Source organism: Enterobacter cloacae complex sp. AR_0002 (genome assembly GCF_001922365.1).
Classification (GTDB): Bacteria; Pseudomonadota; Gammaproteobacteria; order Enterobacterales; family Enterobacteriaceae; genus Enterobacter; species Enterobacter hormaechei_C.
The window spans coordinates 665642-686615 of the sequence record NZ_CP018814.1; the positions used below are offsets into that span (position 1 = coordinate 665642).

Annotated in this window: 24 protein-coding genes and 1 pseudogene; 9 read left to right on the plus strand and 16 right to left on the minus strand. The window is 54.9% G+C overall.

Translation table 11 applies throughout. From position 1 onward, the window contains the following. The first annotated feature begins 6 nt into the window (after positions 1 to 6). Positions 7 to 969, plus strand: coding sequence for an FAD:protein FMN transferase (locus tag AM329_RS03215; RefSeq protein ID WP_032609600.1), 963 nt, complete (start codon positions 7 to 9; stop codon positions 967 to 969). Here AM329_RS03215 and dcuR read toward each other — a convergent pair. Beyond that, complete coding sequence (gene dcuR, locus AM329_RS03220; protein ID WP_032609598.1) at positions 950 to 1669, minus strand: two-component system response regulator DcuR; 720 nt, start codon at positions 1667 to 1669, stop codon at positions 950 to 952. The genes AM329_RS03215 and dcuR overlap by 20 nt on opposite strands. Beyond that, positions 1666 to 3282, minus strand: a complete 1617-nt coding sequence (locus tag AM329_RS03225; protein ID WP_032609596.1) for a sensor histidine kinase — start codon at positions 3280 to 3282, stop codon at positions 1666 to 1668. The genes dcuR and AM329_RS03225 overlap by 4 nt, the downstream gene beginning before the upstream one ends. A 153-nt stretch (positions 3283 to 3435) precedes the next feature. Here AM329_RS03225 and AM329_RS03230 point away from each other — a divergent pair, with 153 nt between their 5' ends. Continuing rightward, entirely contained in the window at positions 3436 to 4299 is an 864-nt protein-coding gene (locus tag AM329_RS03230) for an N-acetylmuramic acid 6-phosphate etherase (protein WP_032609594.1), read from the plus strand. A 55-nt stretch (positions 4300 to 4354) separates the two neighbouring features. Here the strand turns inward: AM329_RS03230 and ompC are convergent, their stop codons facing one another. Then, positions 4355 to 5521, minus strand: coding sequence for a porin OmpC (gene ompC, locus AM329_RS03235; RefSeq protein ID WP_032609593.1), 1167 nt, complete (start codon positions 5519 to 5521; stop codon positions 4355 to 4357). Between the two features lie 284 nt (positions 5522 to 5805). Here ompC and AM329_RS03240 point away from each other — a divergent pair, with 284 nt between their 5' ends. From AM329_RS03240 to AM329_RS03250, 3 genes are read left to right on the plus strand one after another with little or no spacing between them, the layout of a single operon-like run. Beyond that, the gene (locus AM329_RS03240) at positions 5806 to 6507 is read left to right on the plus strand and encodes a phosphohydrolase (protein WP_032609591.1); all 702 of its coding nucleotides are present in this window, start codon (positions 5806 to 5808) and stop codon (positions 6505 to 6507) included. Between the two features lie 43 nt (positions 6508 to 6550). Next, positions 6551 to 7984, plus strand: a complete 1434-nt coding sequence (locus tag AM329_RS03245; protein WP_057979973.1) for a DNA cytosine methyltransferase — start codon at positions 6551 to 6553, stop codon at positions 7982 to 7984. Beyond that, positions 7965 to 8456 (plus strand): very short patch repair endonuclease, encoded by a 492-nt coding sequence (locus tag AM329_RS03250; RefSeq protein WP_003859567.1) that lies wholly within the window; start codon positions 7965 to 7967, stop codon positions 8454 to 8456. Before AM329_RS03245 ends, AM329_RS03250 begins: the two co-directional genes overlap by 20 nt. On the opposite strand, the gene yedA is transcribed toward AM329_RS03250, so the two are convergent. After that, the gene (gene yedA, locus AM329_RS03255) at positions 8428 to 9342 is read right to left on the minus strand and encodes a drug/metabolite exporter YedA (RefSeq protein WP_023303927.1); all 915 of its coding nucleotides are present in this window, start codon (positions 9340 to 9342) and stop codon (positions 8428 to 8430) included. The genes AM329_RS03250 and yedA overlap by 29 nt on opposite strands. 178 nt (positions 9343 to 9520) lie before the next feature. Here yedA and AM329_RS03260 point away from each other — a divergent pair, with 178 nt between their 5' ends. The 3 genes from AM329_RS03260 to dgcQ all read left to right on the plus strand — a co-directional run bounded on the left by AM329_RS03260 (position 9521) and on the right by dgcQ (position 12477). Next, positions 9521 to 10432: a DUF808 domain-containing protein gene (locus AM329_RS03260; protein WP_003859571.1), complete on the plus strand. Its 912-nt coding sequence runs from the start codon at positions 9521 to 9523 to the stop codon at positions 10430 to 10432. Between the two features lie 77 nt (positions 10433 to 10509). Then, a complete protein-coding gene (locus tag AM329_RS03265; RefSeq protein WP_003859574.1) occupies positions 10510 to 10692 on the plus strand; it encodes a YodC family protein in 183 nt (60 codons plus the stop codon). Between the two features lie 84 nt (positions 10693 to 10776). Then, positions 10777 to 12477, plus strand: coding sequence for a cellulose biosynthesis regulator diguanylate cyclase DgcQ (gene dgcQ, locus AM329_RS03270; RefSeq protein WP_003859577.1), 1701 nt, complete (start codon positions 10777 to 10779; stop codon positions 12475 to 12477). On the opposite strand, the gene AM329_RS03275 is transcribed toward dgcQ, so the two are convergent. Together AM329_RS03275 and yodD are read right to left on the minus strand one after the other, a co-directional pair. Next, entirely contained in the window at positions 12462 to 13262 is an 801-nt protein-coding gene (locus AM329_RS03275) for a mannosyl-3-phosphoglycerate phosphatase-related protein (RefSeq protein WP_032609589.1), read from the minus strand. The two genes, dgcQ and AM329_RS03275, sit on opposite strands and share 16 nt — an antisense overlap. A 295-nt stretch (positions 13263 to 13557) precedes the next feature. After that, positions 13558 to 13785, minus strand: coding sequence for a YodD family peroxide/acid resistance protein (yodD, locus tag AM329_RS03280; protein ID WP_017383339.1), 228 nt, complete (start codon positions 13783 to 13785; stop codon positions 13558 to 13560). Positions 13786 to 13913: 128 nt separating this feature from the next. Between yodD and dsrB the strand changes: the two genes are divergently transcribed. After that, on the plus strand, positions 13914 to 14102 hold the full coding sequence (gene dsrB, locus AM329_RS03285; RefSeq protein WP_003859583.1) for a protein DsrB: 189 nt from the start codon (positions 13914 to 13916) through the stop codon (positions 14100 to 14102). 99 nt (positions 14103 to 14201) lie between these two features. Here the strand turns inward: dsrB and rcsA are convergent, their stop codons facing one another. From rcsA to fliJ, 10 genes and pseudogenes are all read right to left on the minus strand, one after another. Beyond that, positions 14202 to 14825: a transcriptional regulator RcsA gene (gene rcsA, locus AM329_RS03290; RefSeq protein WP_003859584.1), complete on the minus strand. Its 624-nt coding sequence runs from the start codon at positions 14823 to 14825 to the stop codon at positions 14202 to 14204. A 290-nt stretch (positions 14826 to 15115) separates the two neighbouring features. Beyond that, positions 15116 to 15908 (minus strand): annotated as a pseudogene (gene fliR / locus AM329_RS03295) (flagellar biosynthetic protein FliR); the annotation flags it as partial. Positions 15909 to 15914: 6 nt separating this feature from the next. After that, complete coding sequence (fliQ, locus tag AM329_RS03300; RefSeq protein WP_003859587.1) at positions 15915 to 16184, minus strand: flagellar biosynthesis protein FliQ; 270 nt, start codon at positions 16182 to 16184, stop codon at positions 15915 to 15917. A gap of 10 nt (positions 16185 to 16194) precedes the next feature. Further along, positions 16195 to 16932 (minus strand): flagellar type III secretion system pore protein FliP, encoded by a 738-nt coding sequence (fliP, locus tag AM329_RS03305; RefSeq protein ID WP_003859589.1) that lies wholly within the window; start codon positions 16930 to 16932, stop codon positions 16195 to 16197. Further along, positions 16932 to 17306 (minus strand): flagellar biosynthetic protein FliO, encoded by a 375-nt coding sequence (gene fliO, locus AM329_RS03310; RefSeq protein ID WP_003859591.1) that lies wholly within the window; start codon positions 17304 to 17306, stop codon positions 16932 to 16934. The genes fliP and fliO overlap by 1 nt, the downstream gene beginning before the upstream one ends. A 2-nt stretch (positions 17307 to 17308) precedes the next feature. Next, positions 17309 to 17722 carry a flagellar motor switch protein FliN gene (fliN, locus tag AM329_RS03315; RefSeq protein WP_003859592.1) on the minus strand — a complete coding sequence of 138 codons (414 nt, stop codon included), beginning with the start codon at positions 17720 to 17722 and terminating at the stop codon, positions 17309 to 17311. Further along, entirely contained in the window at positions 17719 to 18723 is a 1005-nt protein-coding gene (gene fliM, locus AM329_RS03320; protein ID WP_003859594.1) for a flagellar motor switch protein FliM, read from the minus strand. The genes fliN and fliM overlap by 4 nt, the downstream gene beginning before the upstream one ends. Before the next feature lie 4 nt (positions 18724 to 18727). Then, complete coding sequence (gene fliL / locus AM329_RS03325) at positions 18728 to 19198, minus strand: flagellar basal body-associated protein FliL (protein WP_003859598.1); 471 nt, start codon at positions 19196 to 19198, stop codon at positions 18728 to 18730. Between the two features lie 106 nt (positions 19199 to 19304). Further along, a complete protein-coding gene (gene fliK / locus AM329_RS03330) occupies positions 19305 to 20519 on the minus strand; it encodes a flagellar hook length control protein FliK (protein ID WP_032609585.1) in 1215 nt (404 codons plus the stop codon). Then, a complete protein-coding gene (gene fliJ / locus AM329_RS03335) occupies positions 20516 to 20959 on the minus strand; it encodes a flagellar export protein FliJ (RefSeq protein ID WP_006811155.1) in 444 nt (147 codons plus the stop codon). Before fliJ ends, fliK begins: the two co-directional genes overlap by 4 nt. Positions 20960 to 20974: the final 15 nt, after the last annotated feature.

The following is a 20974-nucleotide window of genomic DNA, read 5'->3' on the forward strand; positions in this document are numbered from 1 at the left end:
CATGCAATGCCTGATAGCCATCGCGTTTACAGCTACTCCGCCGTTCTGATGGGCTCGCCCATCCTCCTGAAACTCTTTTCCCATGACGAAGCGCTTGCCTCCCGCGTGTTTCGCCTGATCAAACAGTACGAAGATCTGCTCACCGTTAACCGTGCGCACTCCCAGGTAATGGACATCAACCATGCGGCTGGTCAGCATCCGGTTGCCGTCAGTCGTCCGGTGTTTGAGCTGATCCGCTGCGCGAAAGCGGCAAGCCTGCTTAAAGACAGCGCCTTTAACCTGGCGATCGGCCCGCTGGTGAAATGCTGGAAAATTGGCTTTAAGGGGGACGCGGTACCGCCCGCGGACGAGATCGCCGCCTTGATGGGCATCACGGATCCTGCGGACGTGGTGCTGGATGAAGCCAATAGCAGCGTGTTTCTTACTCGCCAGGGAATGGAGATCGATCTGGGTGCTATTGCTAAAGGCTATATCGCCGACAGGGTGCGGGATCACCTGCATAAAGAGGGCGTTGAACTTGGGCTGATCAACCTTGGCGGCAACGTCCAGACGTTAGGTTCGCCGGAGGGCGGCTGGCGCGTCGGCCTGAAAAAACCGTTCGCCGGTGACGCGCTGATTGGCGCTATGACGGTAGAGAACCGGTCGGTGGTAACGTCAGGCACCTATGAGCGCTATTTCGAGCAGAACGGCAAACGTTATCACCACATACTTGACCCGCGCACCGGCTACCCGCTGGATAACGAACTGGACAGCGTGACGATTATTTCGCCAGACTCTCTCGACGGCGATATCTGGACCACGCTGATCTACGGCATGGGTGTGGAAAAGGGCTGCGCCGCGCTGCGTTCGCGCCCCGATATTGAAGCCATTTTTGTCACCAAAACAAAAGAAGTGGTGATCTCCTCGATGCACCACTTCCGTTTTACCCTTCTGGACGACAGCTACCGAATTACTGGCAGTACTGTTTGAGCAGTCCGACCTGTTCCGGCTGCAAACGGTAGCGATATACCGGTCGGCCGGTAGCGCCGTAATGAATGCTGGTGAACAGGATATTAATTTGCGCCAGCCAGATCAGGTATTTGCGGCAGGAGACGCGGGAAATGTTGACCGCATTCGCCAGATCGTCGGTGGAAAATTCTATCTCCGGATGGCTGTCGATCCACTGGCAAATGGTGCGCAGCGTCTGCGGCGTTAGGCCTTTCGGTAATTTTTTGCTGTCAGCCAGCTCCGGCGCGCCGCCGTGGATCAGCCTGTCGACGTCGGCCTGTTCATAATACTGATGCGATCCCATCAGGTTGCGCTTTGCCTTCCAGCCGTTCAGCGCCTCTTCAAAACGCGGGAACTGGAACGGTTTAATCAGGTAATCCACCACGCCATAGTGCATGGACGTCTGGATTGTTGCGGCGTCGGAGGCCGACGAGATCATGATGACGTCAATCGGGCGGCCCGACGCGCGAATGATGGGCAGCAGATCCAGCCCGTTATCCTGCTGCATATAGACATCCAGCAGCACCAGATCGATCGGCTGGCCTGGGTTGGCGATCAACGCCTCGGCCTGGTTGAGCGTGGAAGCGACGCCGCAGCAGCTAAAACCCTCAACGCGATTAACATACAGACGGTTGAGGTCGGCTACCATGGCGTCATCATCGACAATTAACACATTTATCACGCGATATTCCTCTCGCTATCCCAGGGGATCTGAACAAAAAATTGGGTAAATACGCCAGGTTCAGACTCGACGGTAATATCTCCGCCCAGATTCTGGATCTGCTGACGCGCAAGGAACAGCCCAACGCCGCGGTTTTCACCTTTTGTTGAGTAGCCCTTTGTAAAAATAGCCTCCAGCCGCTCGGGATCAATACCGGGACCGTCATCGCTGACCTCACCGCTCAGCCAGCCGTTCTGATAATGCAACAGCAGGCCGATCTCGCCTTCCGGCTGGCCTTCCATCGCATCAAGGGCATTTTCGATTAAATTGCCCAGCACGGTGATCAGCACCGCAACCTGCTCTTCATTGGCGGTGTCAGGAAGCTGACTCTCCTCCGCCAGCGTCAGGGTCACTCCGGCCTCTTTGGCGCGGTTAATTTTACCCAGCAGGAAACCCGCAATGACCGGCGATTTAACTTTGCGCTGTATCGCGCCGATATCCGTCTGATAATTCTGCGCGGTCTGGATGATGTACTCCTCCAGCTTATCGTAGCGCTTCATGTGCAGCAGGCCGAGGATCACGTGCAGCTTGTTCATAAACTCATGCGTATGGGAGCGCAGGGCATCAACATAGTTGACCATGCCATCGATACGCTGCATTAACTGGCTGATTTCGGTCTTATCGCGGAAGGTGCTGATTGCCCCGATCACCTGATTCTGGCTTTTCACGGGGACCATGTTGCACAGCAGTAGCCGTCCGTTACAGCCGATCTCCTGATCCTGGCGAGCAATGCCGGTTTTCGCCACTTCCCGCAGGCTGGCCAGCAGTGGTTCGCCGCTGCTCTCGGAGTGCTCACCCGAGCTCAGGAGCAAAATCTCTCTGGCGGTGTGGTTAATCATCGTCACGCGGCCGTGCATATCCACGGCCATCACGCCTTCGCGCAGGGACTGCAACATGGCCTGGCGCTGCTCAAAGAGGGCTGAGATCTCGTAAGGCTCCAGCCCGAAGAGGATACGCTTCAGCACCCGGACCAGACCCCATATCGCCACTGAGCTCATCAGAACGCTGAATAAGATGGTCCACACGGCGTTGAGCCGCCCGCGGGCAATCTGATCTTCAACTTTATTCAGCGAAATGCCCACCACCACCACGCCGATCTGGTCGTGCTGGTCGTCATACACGGGGGTAAAGACGCGCAGCGCTTCCGCGAGCGCACCGCGGTTAACGGAGAAATTCTCTTTCCCTTCCAGGGCGGGCGTCAGATCGTCGCCAATAAAATGCAAACCTAACAGCGCTTCGTTTGGATGGGAATAGCGGATCCCACGCAGGTCGGTGACCACGGTAAACAGCAGGTCGTTGCGCTTCGTCACCGCCTCGGCTATCGGCTGGATGATGCCAGCCTGCGGCGATTCCATCAGGCCACGCTTGATCTCCGGGCTGTCGGCCAGCGTCCGGGCGATACCCAGCGCTGTATCTTTCACGTCATCGCGCGTGGCGCGGGTGATCTGCACAGAGTAGAGCGCGAAGACCACCAGCAGCACCGAGCCGATAATCGCGCACACCATCAGCGTAACCAGCGTATTCAGCTTCATAGGGCGCTTGCGCGTCGGGGGGAAGGGCTGCAAATCGCTCATTAACACTCCGCGATGAAAAAGAAAGGGCTAATTATCGCTGATGACGGGCGTTTCATAAAGCCATGTAAAGAGAGGCGTTTCGTGAGCCTCCTCTCAGGTGACCTATATAAAACACTTTATAGTGTGTGGGTACTCATAATAAGGAGGCAGTTTATGAGCATTATGCTTACCGGTACGGCCAGGGAAAGACGGCACGCCAGCACGATGAACATCGACAGATTATCGACGCTGGATATGCTTAATGTCATACACCAGGATGACGCACAAATCACTTCTGCACTTACCCCACACTTAAGTATGCTGGCCCGCGTGGTGGATAACGCGGCGGCGACGCTTAGCCACGGCGGACGTCTGGTGCTGACCGGCGCGGGCGCGTCCGGACGCGTGGCTGAGCAGGCGGCAGAAGCGTTTGCGCCGGGCAAACACCCCGTCATTGCGATGACAGCAGGCGATAACGCCGGAAGCTACGCGAGCGGCGTTGCCGACCTTCAGACGATAGAATTTGGCGAGCATGACATGATGCTGGCGCTGTCCGTCAGCGGCAAAACCCCATGGGTATGGGGCGCGATGCGTCATGCGTGGTCTCTGGGCTCAACGGTTGCGCTCATTACGGAGGATGCGCAAAGTGAAGCGGCGCAGCTGGCGAGTATGGTCATTGCTCCCGATCTGGGCGCGGATGTGGTGGCCGGGTATACCAACGCTAAAGCAGGCATTGCGCAAAGCATGATCCTGCATATGATCACCACCGGTCTGGCGGTACGGACAGGACGGGTGTACAGCAACCTGCGCGTTGATATGGAGGCAAGCAACACCAGATGGGCCGAACGACAAATTGCCATTGTGATGGAAGCGGGGGGATGTAGCCGGGCGCAGGCGAAGGCCGCGCTGGAAAGCTGTAACCACCAGTGCAAAACGGCGGTACTGATGGTGCTGACGGGTCTGAATGCCTGGAAAGCGCATGAATTGCTGGCGCAGAATAACGGGTTTGTTCGCCTGGCCTTGCAGGAAGCGTCATAACATTTCAGTGTCAAATAAAAAAAGCCCGCATCGCGGGCTTTAATTTTGATAGTGCTTAGAACTGGTAGGTCATGCCTACGCCAACGATGTCATCGGTAGAAATACCGTTGTCATTGTAGAAGGCATCATCTTCGTCCAGCAGGTTGATTTTATAATCAACGTAGGTGGAGAAGTTCTTGTTGAAGCTGTAGGTCATGCCCACGTCGATATAGTTAACCAGATCCTGGTCTACATAGTCATAACCATTGCCTGGATGATAATCGTTACCACCCAAATCGATGCCTTTAGAATAGACCCACGCCAGGGATGGACGCAGACCGAAGTCAAACTGGTACTGTGCTACGGCTTCAAAGTTCTGGGTTTTGTTGGCGATGCCATCGTTGCCGTACGGAGTCATGTTACGGGTTTCCGCATACATCATGGCCAGGTAGACATCATTAGCATCGTATTTAGCGCCGATTGTCCACGCTTCCGCACGTTCACCGCCAGCATATTTGCTGAAGCGGTTATAGGTGCCAGCGCCGTAAGCGACCTGGTCGTTAGTACGGTCAGAGGAAGAATAAGCCGCACCCAGCGTCAGGCCGAAATCGAAGTCATAGGTGGTAGACATACCGAAGCCGTCGCCGTTCTGGAAACGAACATCATCATGACCGTTTTTGGTGCCTTCCTGATTTTCGTTTGCGTTAGCACCTTCGTTAGCACCCTGGTATTGCAGCGCAAAGTTCAGGCCGTCGACCAGACCGAAGAAGTCATTATTACGGTAGGTCGCCACACCGTTAGTACGGCCAACCATATAGTTGTCGGTCCAGGTATAGGAGTCGCCACCAAATACCGGCAGCATATCTGTCCAGGCTTCAACGTCATACACGACGCCGTAATTACGGCCATAATCGAATGAGCCATATTCGCCGTATTTCAGGCCAGCAAAGGCCAGACGGTTAAAAGAGGTGTCGCCTGCGCCTTCGGTATCGTTAGCGTAGGTTTTATATTCCCACTGGCCGTAACCTGTCAGGTCGTTCGTGATCTGCGTTTCGCCTTTGAAACCCACCTGTACATAGGTTTCATCGCCGTCGTCGCCTGGGTTGTCGGAGAAGGTATGACGCGCATCAACCTTACCGTACAGGTCAACTTTGTTGCCGTTTTTGTTATACATTTCCGCTGCATTTGCTGCGCCAGCCATTAATAACGCGGGTACGAGAATTGCCAGAACTTTTCTTTTCATTATATATTCCCTTTAAATATAAATTGTCTGAATATATGTAATTACCCTCCGTAACTACATGGCTGATACTATTCTATGGATTATTATTTAGGTTCAAAAATAAATGTAATTAAACTGGTAAAAATATTACAAAATATTTCTTTTTATCTCTTTATTTTTCATGTGAATTAATTAATTGAAAATATAGCGGGTAATTATTATTAAGTATTTCGTAATTCTATTTATTAAAGATTTTGATTCGGATGTATTATAATTCACTCTCTTTTGAGCAACAGGATGGGATGATGGAACTTGCGCAGTGGCAGCACCGTTATGAGCGCTGGCTCGACGAAAATCATTTTACTGATGATGCGGCGCACGATATCGCCCATTTTCGCCGCGTCTGGATGACGGCGCAGGGTATTATGGCTGACGAGGATAGCGATCCGCTGGTTGTGTTGACCGCATGCTACTTCCATGACATTGTCAGCCTGCCGAAAAATCACCCGGAACGTAGCCACTCCTCGCGGCTGGCAGCGCGAAAAACGCGCGAGATCCTCAGTCGCGACTTTCCTGATTTTCCGCTGGATCGTTATGCAGCCGTTGAGCATGCTATTGAAGCGCACAGCTTCAGTGCCGGTATCGCGCCGCAAAGCCTGGAGGCCAAAATTGTGCAGGATGCCGACCGGCTGGAGGCGTTAGGCGCTATCGGCCTGGCGCGCGTCTTTGCCGTCTCCGGTGCGCTGGGCGCCGCGCTGTTTGATGCCGACGACCCGTTCGCCGGAACACGAGCGCTGGATGATAAAGCCTTCGCGCTCGACCACTTTCAGACCAAACTCCTGCGTCTGCCGGACACTATGCAAACCGCGCGGGGGCGCAAACTTGCGCGTCACAATGCCGATTTTCTGATCCAGTTTATGGCGAAGCTGAGTGCCGAATTACAGGGCGATTACCTCGGAACCGACAGCCAGATATTGACCCATTTCCGTCGCAGTGTGCGATCCTGAACTGTGGTACTCTGTTTTCTGTCTTTATTGTCCGGTTAAGAGAATGCAGGAAAATCGATCAGTGACTGTGCCCGCGCCTGAGCGGGTTGAGAAATCAACGGCAGCCGTGCAGGCACTCCTGCGTCAGCTGCTGGAAATGTATGATGCTAAAACGCTGGCAAACCAGCTGGTGGCCCATGGCGAGAGTCACTGGAGCCCGGCGATACTCAAGCGGTTGCTGATAAGCGACAGGGCAGGGCACCGCCTGAGCGACGGCGAGTTCCGTTATCTGCGCAACCTGCTGCCGCGTCCTCCTGCTGCGCATCCGAATTATGCCTTTCGATTTATCGATCTCTTTGCCGGTATCGGCGGCATTCGCCATGGCTTTGAAGCTATTGGCGGACAGTGTGTGTTCACCAGTGAATGGAATAAACATGCCGTCCGTACCTATAAAGCCAACTGGTATTGCGACCCCGACGCGCACCAGTTCAACGCGGATATTCGTGATGTCACGCTGAGCCACAAAACTGGCGTCAGCGATGAAGAGGCCGCCGAACACATTCGCAATACCATTCCGGCGCACGATGTGCTGCTGGCAGGCTTTCCGTGTCAGCCGTTCTCGCTGGCTGGCGTGTCGAAAAAGAACGCGCTGGGACGCGCACACGGCTTTGCCTGTGATACGCAGGGCACACTGTTTTTTGACGTTGCCCGGATTATTGATGCCCGCCGCCCGGCAATTTTTGTGCTGGAGAACGTCAAGAATTTAAAGAGTCATGACGGCGGCAAAACCTTCCGCATTATCATGCAAACGCTGGATGAACTGGGTTACGACGTGGCGGATGCAGAGGATATGGGGCCGGACGATCCGAAAATTATCGACGGTAAACACTTCCTGCCACAGCACCGCGAACGTATTGTGCTGGTGGGCTTCCGCCGCGATCTCAACCTGAAAGGCGATTTTACGCTGCGTGATTTGCCTTCGCTGTATCCGGCGCGCCGCCCGACGGTAGCCGATCTGCTGGAGCCGGCCGTCGATGCAAAATTCATTCTGACCCCGGTGCTGTGGAAATACCTCTATCGCTATGCCAAAAAGCATCAGGCCAAAGGCAATGGCTTTGGGTTTGGCATGGTCAATCCGCTTAATCCTGACAGCGTGACGCGTACGCTGTCGGCGCGCTATTACAAAGATGGCGCGGAAATTCTTATCGATCGGGGCTGGGATAAGGCGCTGGGCGAAAAAGATTTCGACGATCCACAGAACCAACAGCACCGACCGCGGCGCTTAACGCCGCGCGAGTGCGCTCGCTTAATGGGCTTTGAGACGCCGCAGGGCTACAGTTTTCGCATCCCCGTGTCGGACACCCAGGCCTATCGTCAGTTTGGCAACTCGGTGGTAGTGCCCGCCTTTGCCGCCGTCGCAAAACTGCTGGCCTCACGTATCAGCAAGGCCGTTCAGCTTCGTCAGAGTGAGGCCGTCAATGGCGGACGTTCACAATAAGGCCACGCGCAGTAAAAACATGCGTGCCATCGGCACGCGTGATACCGCGATCGAAAAACGGATCGCGGGCCTCCTGACCGCCGTCGGGTTTGAATTCAGGGTTCAGGATGCCACGCTTGCCGGGCGTCCTGATTTCGTCATCGACGCGTACCAGTGCATCATCTTTACCCACGGCTGTTTCTGGCATCATCATGACTGCTATCTGTTTAAAGTCCCGGCGACACGCACCGACTTCTGGCTGGACAAAATTGGCAGGAACGTCGAGCGTGATAAACGCGATGTTTCGCAGCTTTACGCTCAGGGCTGGCGGGTGATGATTGTCTGGGAGTGCGCGCTGCGCGGAAGAATGAAGCTGAATGACGTGGAACTGACGGAGCGGCTGGAAGAGTGGATCTGCGGCGGCGGTCAGGCCGCGCAGATCGATACCCAGGGCATTCACCCGATCACGGTTTCTCCACCTCACACCTCGTAACAATCGGTTTCGCGGGCAGCAAATATTTACCCAGCGTGACCAGCACCACGGCAAAGACAATCACGCCCAGCGCCAGCCATTCAATCGTCGACAGCACTTCGCCCGCAAAACCGGTACCCAGCAGCACGGCAACCACCGGGTTAACGTAGGCGTAGCTGGTGGCAACCGCCGGTGAGACGTTGCGAATCAGGTACATATAGGCATTGATGGCGATAATGGAGCCAAACAGCGCCAGATACCCGACGGCCAGGAAACCTGAAAGGTCTGGCATCGCCGTCAGTTTTTCACCCGTCAACGCGGAGGCCATCAGCAGCACAATGCCTGCCGCGAGCATCTCAATGGCACCCGCCATCATCCCGGAAGGCAGCTCGATGCGGGAACCGTAGACCGAGCCGAAGGCCCAGCTCATGGAGCCGATCATGATCAGAACGGCAGCCCAGGGGTTCCCGCTCAGGTTACCGCCGCTGTTCAGCAGGATGATACCCACAAGCCCAATCGCGATGCCCAGCCATTCGAGCTTACGGGTGCGGATCCCGAAGAGACGACTAAAGCAGAGCGTAAACAGCGGCACGGTCGCGACGACCACGGCGGCGATGCCCGACGGTACGTTCTGGTGCTCGGCGACGGTTACCGCGCCATTGCCCACCGCCAGCAGCAGCAGGCCAATCAGGGCGGCGTTAAGCAAGGGACGCAGCGGCGGTAGCCTGTGGCCGCGCAGCAATAAAAACGCCATCAGCAGCACGCCGGCCGTAAGGAAACGAATACCGGCCATCATCAGCGGGGGCCAGCTTTCCACGCCTATACGAATGACAAAATAGGTGGATCCCCAGATGATATACAGAGAAAAGAGTGCTCCAATGAGCGGTAATAAATGCCGAAAACGCATAGTCCCTCACGACGAAATAAAAAGTTCGCTCATAGTTAACGCCAAAACTATCGGGCTGGCGAGTGCTTTAATTGTGTAGTTAATGTGAAATTTTTGTTGACGTGAGGTGCCTGTTTCCGGGCGGTGAGTTTTGTTCCATACTATTCACTTAATTAGCAAAAAAAGAAGGATAGAGATTTTGGCAGGAAGTAGCTTATTAACATTGCTGGATGATATCGCCACCTTGCTGGATGACATTTCGGTTATGGGAAAACTGGCGGCGAAAAAAACCGCCGGGGTACTGGGAGATGATTTGTCGTTGAACGCGCAGCAGGTCAGCGGCGTGCGGGCGAACCGTGAGTTGCCGGTGGTGTGGGGCGTAGCGAAAGGGTCCTTTATTAACAAGGTGATCCTCGTTCCGCTGGCGTTGCTGATTAGCGCCTTTATACCCTGGGCCATTACGCCCCTGCTGATGATTGGCGGGGCGTTCCTGTGCTTCGAGGGTGCCGAAAAAGTGTTGCATATGTTCGCTGCACGCAAAGAGAAAGACACCCCGGAAATGCGCCAGCAGCGTCTGGAAGCGCTGGCCGCGCAGGATCCAAAAACGTTCGAGCGCGATAAGGTCAAAGGCGCGATCCGTACTGACTTCATCCTCTCGGCCGAAATTGTGGCGATTACGCTGGGGATCGTCTCAGAAGCCCCTCTGATGAACCAGGTGCTGATCCTGTCCGGCATTGCGATCCTCGTGACGATAGGGGTTTATGGTCTGGTCGGGCTGATCGTCAAGCTGGACGATATCGGCTTCTGGCTGGAAAAAAAATCCAGCGCAATTGCGCGCGGCATCGGGAAAAGCCTGCTGGTGGTAGCGCCGTGGCTGATGAAAACCTTATCGGTGGTAGGAACCCTGGCAATGTTCCTGGTCGGCGGTGGAATTATCGTGCACGGTGTTGCTTCGCTGCATCACATGATTGAACATTTTGCGTCAGGCCAGGGAGCGGTAGTCGCTGCGATCCTGCCCACACTGCTTAACCTCGTGCTGGGCTTTATCGTCGGTCTGATTGTGGTAGCCGTTGTTAAGCTGGTTGAAAAAGTACGCGGGAAATCGCATTAATTATTGCTGACCCCGGGTGCAAAAAGACTATTCCTCGTCTAAATTGAAAACGTTTCACCCTGATACAGGAGGCAGGTATGGTCTTTTTGATCAGTGATGAAGTTAAGCCTAAAAATGGTGGTCCAGGCATGATCGTCACCGGGTATTCCAGCGGAATGGTGGAGTGTCGGTGGCATGATGGATACGGCATTAAGCGGGAGGCTTTTCGTGAAGACGAGCTTCAGCCTGCTAATAAAAGGCAAAAACGCGACAAGGCTTAATCACACAACGCCCGGCCTTGCCGGGCGTTTTTACTGGCAGAAGACTTATCATATCGGATGGTGAGCGACAATCAGGGAGTGTGTGTGCAGCACGATACCTTTGTTGTAAAACAATCTTTTTTGCAGTGGCTGCATAAGCGTAGCAATCCCAGTTTGATTGTTAACCTCTGTTTTATCGTTGTCCTGATTTTTTCCACTCTCCTGACCTGGCGCGAAGTTGTGGTACTGGAAGATGCTTATATCTCCAGCCAGCGTAACCATCTGGAAACGGTTGCCAGTGCGCTGGACAGACAGCTTCAGTTCAGCGTCGATAAAATGCTGTTTTTTCGCCACAGCATGCATGATGCGCTGGAAACGCCGCTGGCGTTTGGCGCGCTGCATGATGCGGTAAAGCGTTTTGCGCATTTGCGCACGTCTCCCACCTGGCAAATTGCGGTTGATAAACGGCGCACATTACCGATCAACGGTGTTTCGGATGCCTTCGTTGAAAAGACCACTCTTCTGAACCGTGATGATGAGTACCTTGATAATGAATTGTCCGCGGCGCTTGAAGTGGGGTATTTACTGCGTCTGGCATCCAGCCCTTCCCGCAACGAAGAGCGCGTGATTTATGTCTCTCGCGCCGGATTCTTTCTGGAAACGGATACGCCGGGAAATTCCAGCGATATCGTGCAGCGCTATTATCATCTGGTCACTCAGCCCTGGTTTACCCAACAGTCCGAGCGTGAAAACCGTGCGCGTGCCGTGCGCTGGTTTATCTCGCCGCCTTCCTCTTTTGTGGGCAAAAAGCCGCTGATTACCGCCAGCGTGCCGGTTTATTACCATCACGTCTGGTATGGCGTGGTGGCGATGGATTTCACCTTTGCCACCCTGCGTCGCCTGCTGGTGGAAGCCGTGGGCGATAACCCGGAAGGGGAATACCAGCTGTATGACAGCCGGCTTACCCTGCTTGCGACATCTGAGTCACCTGCTGTGGACGTTAATCATTTTGACGCGCGCGAATTAGCCCAGATAGCGCACGCGATAGAATCGGATTCCGAAGGCGGCATTCGTCTGGGGAGTCGTTTTGTCAGTTGGGAGCGTCTTGACCATTTTGATGGCGTCATCCTGCGCGTGCACACCCTGGATGAAGGGGTGCGCGGCGATTTCGGTAGCATCAGCATTGTGCTGGCATTGCTTTGGGCGCTGTTCACCGCGATGCTGCTCATCTCATGGCTGGTGATCCGGCGCATGGTCAGTAATATGTATTCGATGCAGAACTCGCTGCAATGGCAGGCCTGGCATGACCCTCTGACCCGGCTGAATAATCGTGGATCGCTGTTTGATCAGGCGAAAATACTGGCGAAGCAGTGTGAACAGCAGTCGCTGCCTTTCTCGGTCATTCAGATCGATCTTGACTGCTTCAAGAGTATCAATGATCGGTTCGGGCATCAGGCGGGTGATAAGGTGTTGTCCCATGCCGCGGGGCTGATTGCCAGCACCCTTCGTGATAAAGATATTGCCGGACGCGTCGGGGGGGAAGAGTTCTGTGTGGTGCTGCCCGGCATGACGCTTGAAGAGGCGGCGGAAGTCGCAGAGCAGATCCGCGAGCGTATCGACAGCAAAGAGATCCTGATTAAGAAAAGTACCACCCTGCGCGTGAGTGCGTCGTTTGGCGTCTCTGGTGCGCAGGAGAAGGGCAATTATCACTTCGAAAATCTGCAATCCACCGCCGATGCGCGTCTGTATGAGGCGAAACAGCGCGGGCGTAACCGGGTCATCTGGCAAGATCACCTCAAAAAGTAATCAAGTCCCTCGCACCAGCCGGTCGGCCCGGTGTGCTGAGTGTGATAAACCCGGGCTGGATCGTTGTTTATAAGGCTGATGCCCTCCCGGTTGAAGCCTTTCACCACCACGGCGAAGCCTACGCTGTCCAGCAGCGGGGCATCATTGGGGCCGTCGCCCAGGCCTAGCGTCGTCGGTTCGTAGCCCTCGTGCAGGCGATACTGGTCCACAAGCCAGTGAACCGCCACGTCTTTGCCGCAGCAGGTGTCCAGAATATGCCAGAAGCGTGCACCCTGGACGATCTTCAGCCGCTGCCGGGCGAGTTCGGCGGCAAAGTATTTCATTTGTTCATCACTGTCACGCCAGATCAGCGTCACGGAAGCCTCGTGCTTGCGCGCAAGCACCGAACGGGGACGACTCAGCCCGGTCCATTCGGCGACTACGTGCTCGTCCACATCATCGAAGGTGGTGAATTTCAGATGCATCTCCTGGCGTACCCGGGCAATACACTGCCGGATCTCGTCATGCTTCTTTTCTGAGATGAACCGTGCGGCGTTTTCCCACCGTACGTCAGGCTGGATCACCGCGCCGTTTTCCGCAATGTAGGGCAGCCCGCCAAGCCCCAGTTCCTGCTGGATGTCATCCATCTCGGACGCGGTTTTGCTGCTGCACAGAATGACCGGTATCTGTTCATCCATTAATTTTTCCAGCCACGGGGCCGCAGGCTGCCAGTCAAGGGTGTGAAAATCCAACAGCGTGCCGTCGAGGTCGGTAAAGACAAGAAGAGTCTCCTCAAGCGAAGGCATAATGTCTCCCGGATGATGATTTTTCCTAAGAAAAATCTTAAAAAAAATAGGCATTGAAGCGCCGTTTAAGTGGAAACGATCCCGACAAACCCACACGCGGCGCAGGTTTATACTCATAACCAAAATTCACATGTATAAAATATAATATTCGCTAAGAGAATATATGCTTGTAAGACAATTCTGTTGGGGATAATGTCTTACCTGCATCAGATTTCCTGGTGTAACGAATTTACAAGTGCTTCTTGCATAAGCAAGTTTGATCCCGGTCATCCCCATGACCGGGATTTTTTTCGTCTTAGCGGTTCGTTTCCGAGACGCTAAAGTCATGGATATCCAGCTCGAATGCTTCAGCCAGTTCACGGTAGGTATGGTAATCCCGACCATTGACCACGACACGGTCTGAATTATCCTCCGCGCGATGAACTTCGGACTCACTAATTTCATTGATGGCGGCAAGCAGGGCATCGACATCCACTTCAACCTCACGCTTAATGGTGTCGCTGTACTCTTTGTCAGTCTTCATGGCGGGCTCCTCATTTAACCGTCTCAACAGCTAAGTATAGACCGCACACAAAAACGCCATTCGCGCCAGGCGGCGATGCCAGGCAATGTAATTTGTTCTACACTGGCTCAAAACCACAGGAGGAATGTATGAAGGTCAACGATCGGGTAACCGTCAAAACGGACGGTGGGCCGCGCCGCCCGGGCGTGGTTCTGGCAATAGAAGAGTTTAATGAAGGCACAATGTATCTGGTGTCGCTGGAAGATTACCCGCTCGGCATCTGGTTCTTCAACGAACTGGGGCACCCGGATGGGATCTTTGTGGAAACGGCGGAATAGGGCGGCGTCGGGGGCGTCTTCTCCCCGGCTCCGGCTGCTTAAAAGCAAAATCTCTGGCCAGGCCAGAGATCAAGGTAGGGTACAACATGGCCGTGCAAATTAGCGCATATTAACGAAAATCCCATTCGTCACATTATCTGTCAGGCGTACGACATGGTATATCACTTGCTTATTATGCGTTTTAATTTTCCTTTTAATATTTCCTTTGTGTGACGATACTGTTTTTGCCTTGATATTCATCTGGTCTGAGATCTGAATTGTCCCTTGTCCAGCCATCCACATTCTTAGCATACTTGATTCAGTTCTGCTTAATGATAGGGTGGGTAAGTTAATCGCCCCTACATTCTTAACTTCTTTATTCAAATAATCGCCCAGAATGTCATCAAGTGACTCTGGTTTAATCGATTTCGAGCTGATTAATAAGTTTTTACGCACCAACAAATACTCATCGAAATGAATATTGGCGATCGCCATAAAAACAATAAACAGGGTCTTAGGATGCTGATTAATGATCTGCTTAATGTGCTGACTGTTAGCGGGGTCGTGAATGAAACAGTCCTCATTAATAAACACCACGCCGGGCTTGTGGGCGTCACAAGCGGCTGCGAGTTCTTCAACGGTGTGTGCATCGTTGATGTCTCTCTTTCTAACCCCTCTGCTTGCTAAGTACCCGGTTAACCCTAGCCGGGTGTAGCTGCATAAATCCATAATGATCGTTGACATGGCATACCCTCACTCAATGCGTAACGATAATTCACCACCTGCCTGAGAGCTCATAAACAGCCATACGGGATGGAAAAAATCTAATAAAACCTGTGAGCATGACAAAGACTTTCAGGCGAACTCACTATCCCGTAAAGTTACGTATAATTTGCCAGGAATCATCTTAAAGTAAAGTAAATATTAAGTATTGTGAGGTGGTTAGAAACATTTAAACCGCGTCAGATATATCCTGGTAGATGTTTTTCGAGATTATTTTTAGGAATATCCTCAGAAAGACATTGCAAACACTGCGGGTTATTATTTGCGTGGAAGTTCGCTAACAATATCCGCTAACAGATTGAATATCTCACTGAATAAATGTTCGCAGAAGGGGGCGATAAGTGGCATCAATAATGACATTAATAAAAGGCCAACCGTCAACGTCACCGGAAAGCCGATGACGAATACCGACAGCTGCGGAGCCATTCGGTTGAGTAAACCTAATGCGAGGTTAACGGTGAGCAGCAGGGTAATGATCGGCAGCGCCAGCATCAGCCCGTTGAGGAAGATCAGCCCGGCAGCCCTCACCAGCGCCAGAAACGCGTTGCTGTTGACCGGGTTGTCGCCAATCGGCAGCGTGTGGAAGGTGTCCACCAGCATCGAGATGAGCCACAGGTGGCCGTTGAACGAGAGAAACAACAGCATCGCCAGCAGGTCGATAATACGTGCCAGCACGGGCATATTCAGGTGGCTGCCCGGGTCAACGAACGTCGCGAAAGACAGGCCCATTTGCAAACCGATAAGTTCACCCGCCGTTCGTACCGCGGCGAAGGCGAGCTGCATCGTGAACCCGACCGCCACGCCAATCATCACCTGTTGCAGGGCAATCCAGATCGCATTCGGGGAAAAGATCGGGATATCCACCGCCGGCAGGGAAGGGGCAACGATAATCGTGATAACCATGCCCAGCCCAACTTTGACGCGTTTAGGCACCGACTTTTCACTGAGTATGGGGGCGGTGGAGATCAGCGCCATGATGCGCAGCATCGGCCAGAAATAGATCCCGAGCCACTGAACAAACTGATCGCTGGTGAAATGCAGCATCGTCCGTCAGCCGATGATGTAAGGCAGATTGGTGAACAGGTTGCGCATATAGTCCAGCAGCAAATTGAGCATCCATGGCCCGGCAACGATAATCGCCACGAAGACGGCAATGATCTTCGGGATGAACGACAGGGTCATTTCGTTAATCTGCGTGGCGGCCTGGAGAATACTGATAATCAGACCGGTGACTAGCGCAACCAGCAGCAGGGGCGCGGCGACAGCAATCGCGACTTTCATCGCCTCCGTGCCCATCATCATGACCGACTCAGGCGTCATTGCGCGCTCCTCAACTGTAGAAACTCTGCGCCAGCGAGCTGACCAGCAGCTGCCAGCCGTCGACCAGCACGAACAGCATGATCTTAAAGGGCAGGGCAATGGTCGCGGGCGGAACCATCATCATCCCGAGCGCCATCAGGACGCTGGCGATCACCAGGTCGATAATCAGGAACGGAATGAAAATGGTGAAGCCAATCTGGAACGCGGTTTTCAGCTCGCTGGTGACATACGCTGGCAGCAGGATGCGCATCGGCACCGCTTCCGGTCCCTGTAACTCGCCCGTGTTAGCGAGACGGGCAAATAGGGCCAAATCCGCTTCACGCGTCTGGCGAAGCATAAATTCACGTAATGGCTGAGCCCCCTTTTCCAGGGCAACCTGCATGGAAATTTTATCTTCGCTGAACGGCTGGTACGCCTCGGTGTAAATCTTGTCGATAACCGGCGACATAATGAAAAAGGTCAGGAACAGGGCTAAACCCAGCAGCACCTGATTGGGCGGTGCGGACGGTGTGCCGAGCGCATTTCGCAGCAGACCAAACACAATGATGATGCGGGTGAAGCTGGTCATCATCAGCAGGATCGCCGGGATAAAGGTCAGCGAGGTGATGAACACCAGCGTCTGCACGGACAGGGACCAGCTTTGTCCCCCGTTCGCCAGCGGCGTGGAAACCAGCCCCGGCAGTTGCGCATACACAGAGGGCGCGAACAGGCCCAGGCCTGCCAGCGTAAGGAATAACAAACGGCGCATCAGGATCTCCCGGGACGCTTGAGCAAACTCTTCATAACGGACTGGAAATCCGCAGGGGCCTGGGCGTTAGCCTCCACCGTGGCAGGCGCAGGGGGCAGCGTGTGAAGAACGTTAATGCTGGAGGCGGTCACGCCCAGCACCAGTCGCGCATCTTCCACCTCCACAATGACCACGCGTTCGCGCGGTCCTAGCGGGGTGCTGGCGCTGACCTTCAACCCGCGGGTACCGGCCGTTTTCCCCGCCAGACCGAAACGCTTTGCCAGCCAGGCGGCGATAAGGATAAAGGCAATAATACCGAACAGCGCGCCGCTCACCTGGAGCAGCGGTGAGCCGGGTACGGCGGAGGGCGCGGACAGTGTTGCCTGGGTTTTCATACTTAACGGCTCAGACGACGCATACGTTCGGAAGGGGTAATGATGTCGGTGATACGTACGCCGTATTTATCGGCCACCACCACCACTTCGCCTTGTGCAATCAGGTAGCCGTTGATTAGAATATCCAGCGGCTCACCCGCTAAACCGTCAAGCGCCACCACGGAACCCTGCGTCAGGCGCAGCAGCTCTTTAATGGTCATGCGGGTGCGACCCAGCTCAACGGTCAGCTTGACCGGAATGTCCATAATCAGGTCGATGTCCTGCAACGTGCCGCTGACGTCGCCGCCGCCTAACTGCTGAAAGACCGCGTCTGCCGCGCTTTTCGTCGGCGTTGTTTTCTGCTCGTTTAACGCGTCAGCCCACAGATCGTCCAGTGCTCCGCTGTTTTCATCGGACGGATTGTTCATGTCACTCATTTGGGCTGTTCCTCATTCAGCGAATTCAAAATCGGGTTGATCAAGTGCTCAACGCGTAACGCATACTGGCCGTTAATCGTGCCGTACTGGCTTGTCAGCACGGGTACGCCATCCACATGGGCAATAATGCGGTCGGGTTTATCTATCGGCAAAACGTCGCCGGGTTGTAATTTCAGGATCTGCGATAACCGCATGGAGATGTCGGCAAAGTTGGCTACCAGCTCCAGCTGCGAGTGCTGCACCTGACGCACCAGGTTCTCACGCCAGTTCTGATCTTCGTGACGTGAGTTCTCCAGCGGCGGGTTCACCAGCAGTTCGCGCAGCGGTTCAATCATGCTGAACGGCAGGCAGATGTTGAACTCGCCCGTCAGGTTGCCGATCTCGACGTGGAACGGGGTATTCACGACGATGTCATTCGGGGAGGTGGTGATGTTGGTAAATTTCACCTGCATCTCGGAACGCACGTACTCCACTTCCAGCGGGTTAATCGCTTTCCACGCGTCGCTGTAGGATTCCAGCGCCAGCTTCAGCATGCGGTTAATCACGCGCTGTTCGGTATGGGTAAACTCGCGGCCTTCCACTTTGGTCGGGAAACGACCATCGCCACCGAACAGGTTGTCCACTGCGATGAACACCAGGCTTGGCGAGAACACCACCAGGCCGGTACCGCGCAGCGGTTTCAGATGGATCAGGTTAAGGTTGGTTGGCACCGGCAGGTTGCGGGCAAACTCATGATACGGCTGAATGCGGATGGCACCGACGGTGATATCCGGGCTACGACGCAGCAGGTTAAACAGCCCCATACGGAACTGACGTGCGAAACGTTCGTTGATGATCTCCAGCGCCTGTAAACGCTCGCGCACCACGCGACGCTGGGTATTGGGATCGTAGGGACGAATATTATCGTCGCCGGTCAGACCCGGTTTCGGTTCGTCACTCTTATCGCTGTCGCCGTTGAGCAGCGCATCGATTTCTGCCTGAGAAAGAATACTGTCGCCCATGTCGTTACCGCAGAATGAAGGCTGTATACAGAACGTCAGTGACTTCCTGCTTAGGTTGGCCGTTTACCAGCGGGGTCGCCAGCGTCTGTTTGATGGCATCGACCAGCTTTTGCTTGCCCACATCGGTGGCGAGCGCGGAGGCATCCTGACGAGAAAACAGCAGCAGCAGACGGCTACGCACTTCTGGCAGGTAGTCGTTCAGACGTGCACGGGTCGCTTCATCTTTCAGACGCAGCGTAATACCCACGTAAAGCACGCGATCCGCATCGCCCAGGTTCACGGTGAACGTATCCAGCGGGTAGAAGACCGGCGCCGGTGGAGGCGGCGCTTCAGCTTTGGCGGCCGCGCTGGAGGGTTCCTGCTGCATACGCCAGTAACTGTAGCCTGCGGTGGCGCAGGCCGCGAGGGTAATCAACACCAGCAGCGGGATCCAGATGGAACGCTTGCTTTTTTTGGTGATAGCGGAGTCTGTCATCTGATACGAGCTTCCTGTTTCGGTACAGCTTAATACGGTGATTATCCCGTGTCCGGCTTAGGTCAAAGCGTGGAAAAGACGGGGATAATCACGTTACCTCTGGCGTTTAGGCAAAGATGTCTACGGCACGGCTGCCGCGCGCGGCGGATTGCAGGGCGGCAGGGGCAGGCAATAACTCTTCACTCTCATCGTTAAACCCGCCATGCTGGCCGGAACGCGAAGCGTGCTGTTGCTGCCCGGATGAGGACTGCTGCTGCCCGGCAAAGCCCTCGCTGCTGACGCTGCTTTGGGAAAGCTGAATGCCGTTTTCCGCAAGCTGCGTGCGCAGGATCGGTAGGGCCGCTTCCAGCGCCGCGCGAACGTGGCTGTGGGGCGAAACCATCTGCAACTGTGCCTGGTTGTCATCCAGCTTAAGCGAAATTTGCACCTGACCCAGATCTTCCGGGTGCAGACGCAGCTCTGCGGTCTGCTGTCCCTGTCTGGTGAACAGGGTGATGTGCTGGCTCAGATTCTGCTGCCATTCGTGCGTGCCCAGCGGCTGGCTTAACACCGGCGCTGTCGCAACGGTAGCGGCAGGCTGTGAAGGCGCCAGGTGACTGACGATCGGGGCCAGCGTCGCGGTTGGGCTGGCGGCAGGCGACGCCGCGCTCGCTACGTCCTGCTTCTCCGCGACGGCGGCGACGGCTGGCGTAACGGCTGCCGTGGCGGGCAGCGAGGTGTCGCTGTCCTGAACCGGCATTTTTTCCTGACCCGTTAACGCATGGCTAAGCGGCTGATGCTGGCCGTTATCCGTCTGGGCTAGCGCAGAGGGGAGGGCGGCACGGGGGGCGATCTCCCCGGTGCTCGCAGGCTGCGTCGCTACCGGGGTGGTGGTCTGCTGGTGCGGTAACATCGCCATCAGCGCGCTTAACCCGGCCAGCTCCTCTTCTTCAGTCGTGGTCTCGCTGTTTGTTTTCGCCTCCGGCTGGGTTAGCGCCTTCAGCGCATCCGTATTCGCGGCGGGTTTCAGGCCGGAGACGAGGCTTTGCAGGGAGACGGCGGTATCTTCACCGGTCAGCGTCTCCTGGCGGGAGAGCAGCTCGGCGATTTTGGCCTGGAGCGTGGTATCACCGTTTTTTTCCTGTGCCGCTGTCGACAGCTTGCTTCCCGCCGCTTTTAGATCGGCCAGCGTCAGCGGAGCATCTTTGCCTTTGCCAGTGGTCTCGGTCAGCGCGCCCGCCAGCAGAGAGAGAAAATCTTGCGCGCCCTCAGCGCCTTTCCCGGCAAGCGTGCCGCCGGACGGGTCGCTGTCGGTCATCAGCAGTTGTTGCAGTGTGATCATTCAGGTTTCCTCATTGATGCGCGCTGGGCAAACTCATCCATTTTTTTCTGATCCAGACGGTTTTCCGCCAGGGTCGAGGCTGCAATCTGCCGGTCCTGTAAGGTTTGCCAGGCCTGCAACCGCTGTTTTTTCTCGCGCCAGAAATTCAGCGCGGTATCGACTTTTTGCGTCCACTGGTTAAGCTGCTGGCGATGCTGCTCAATCGCCTTTTCCAGCGTCTGGATAAACTGCTGATAGTTAATCCAGCGCTGGCTACCAATGCCCTGCGTCATGTCGGTGTTAAGGTTGGTGCGATATTCATGCTGATAGTCGATTAACATCTTCAACTGTTCTTCAGCCTGCTGGCACCCGCGTCGCATTGCGCCAAGCTGCAATGCGGCATCATCAACTTCTTTTTCAGCCAGATCTTTCAGCGTTGATAACGCGCTGTTCTGCGCCATGACCTTCGCCCTCCA